Source organism: Kribbella turkmenica (assembly GCF_004348725.1).
GTDB lineage: Bacteria > Actinomycetota > Actinomycetes > Propionibacteriales > Kribbellaceae > Kribbella > Kribbella turkmenica.
This window is the reverse complement of sequence record NZ_SMKR01000330.1, coordinates 1-1,631: the sequence shown is the minus strand read 5'-3', so window position 1 is coordinate 1,631 and position 1,631 is coordinate 1. Positions and strand designations below refer to the sequence as shown.

Genomic DNA, 1,631 nt, shown 5'->3' with positions numbered 1-1,631 from the left:
GTCCCGCCCTGACCCAGCTCCGCGGCCGCGCCGACCAGCTGGGGGTTCGTGCCGCTCGTCGGCTGGGTCTCGACGACGTCCGCGACCACGCAGGTCACGTTGTCGTTCGACCCCGCCTCGAGGGCGTGCGTGATCAGCTCCACGACCACGGAGTCCGGCGTACCGTCGGCCATCGAGGCCGCGATCACCTCGTCGCTCACGTAGTCGGGGAGGCCGTCGCTGCACAGCATCAGCCGGTCGCCGGCGCGGACGTCGAGGATCTCCAGGTCCGGATCCGAGTCCGGCCGGCCGTCGAGCACGCGCAGGATGAGGTTGCGGTGCGGGTGGGTGAAGGCCTCCTCCTTCGAGATCCGGCCCTCGTCCACCAGCGACTGCACGAACGTGTGGTCGTGGCTGAGTTGGTAGAGCAGCCCGTCCCGCATCCGGTACGCCCGGGAGTCGCCGAGATGCGCCAGTCCGAGCTGCTGCCCGTCGAACAGCAGCGCAGTGACGGTCGAACCCATCCCCTCGCGCTCCGGGTCCTCCTCGACCAGCTCGGACAGCCGCTCGTTCGCCCGGTGCACGGCACCGGCCAAGGCCTCCATCATGTCCTCGCCGCTGATCCCCGGCTTGTCCAGCTTCCGGATCACCTGGACCGCCGCCGCGCTGGCCACCTCACCGGCCGCCGCGCCGCCCATCCCGTCGGCGAGCAGCAGGAGGTGCGGACCGGCGTACGCCGAGTCCTCGTTGTTGCGGCGCACCCGTCCGACGTCGGACAGTGCGGCGTAATCCAGCGACAGGGTCAAGGCAGGCCTACTTCGCGATGTTCAGCGTCGTCCGGCCGATCCGGATCGAGCCGCCGATTTCGGCCGGCACCGGGCGGGTCACCCGCTGGCCGTCCAGGTACGTGCCGTTGGTGGAGCCGAGGTCCTCGACCCACCACTGTCCCTCGGAGAGGAACAGCCGCGCGTGCCGGGTGGAAGAGTAGTCGTCGTCGAGCCGGATCTGACAGTCCGAGCCGCGACCGATGATCACCGGCTCGTCCACCAGGGTCGCACCGACCCCGGCCTGCGGCCCGTCCGCGATCGTCACCGACCCGGGCAGGCCCTTGCGCTTCTTCACCGGCTTGGCCGGTTTCGGCGTACGGCTGCTCTGCGGTACGACCGCGGCCCGGCTGTCCACCTTCGCGCCGAACAGGTCGGACCTGATCACGGACAGCACCGCGAGGACGAACATCCACAACAGGGCCAGGAACCCCAGTTTGATCAGGGTCAGGGTCAGTTCCGACATGGAAGGTCAGTCACCACCCGCTGCTCGGCGGCTGGGCGATCGGCTCGTCCGCCAGACGCAGCGTCATCGTCGTGTTCCCGATCCGCACGGTCGAACCGTCGACGAGCTCGGCCTCGGTGGTCCGCCGGCCGTTCACCAGCGTCCCGTTGGTGGAGCCCAGGTCGACCAGCACCACCCGGATCCCACCCGGGCCCTCGGGCATCAGCCGGATCTCCGCGTGCCGCCGGGACACCCCCGGGTCGTTGATCTGGACGTCCGCGTCGGTGCCCCGGCCGAGCACGACACCCGGCGGATTGACGGGCCGGCGGCGTCCGTTCACCTCGAGCATCACCTGGGGGTGGCCGCGGCGCGGGGGCTGTTGC

General features: G+C 70.7%; 3 protein-coding genes. All 3 read right to left on the bottom strand.

The genetic code is table 11. The annotated features are described in order from the left end of the window. The coding region (locus tag E1218_RS35685) for a PP2C family protein-serine/threonine phosphatase (RefSeq protein WP_132327440.1) at positions 1 to 785 on the bottom strand (785 nt) is incomplete at its 3' end. Positions 786 to 792: 7 nt separating this feature from the next. Continuing rightward, on the bottom strand, positions 793 to 1,269 hold the full coding sequence (locus E1218_RS35680) for an FHA domain-containing protein FhaB/FipA (protein WP_132327439.1): 477 nt from the start codon (positions 1,267 to 1,269) through the stop codon (positions 793 to 795). 10 nt (positions 1,270 to 1,279) lie between these two features. After that, on the bottom strand, positions 1,280 to 1,631 hold a 352-nt coding region (locus E1218_RS35675; RefSeq protein ID WP_132327438.1), incomplete at its 5' end, for an FHA domain-containing protein.

Coding starts and splice junctions, on each gene's coding strand:
- E1218_RS35680 (WP_132327439.1), bottom strand. CDS start 1,269: ATGTCGGAACTGACCCTGACCCTGATCAAACTGGGGTTCCTGGCCCTG.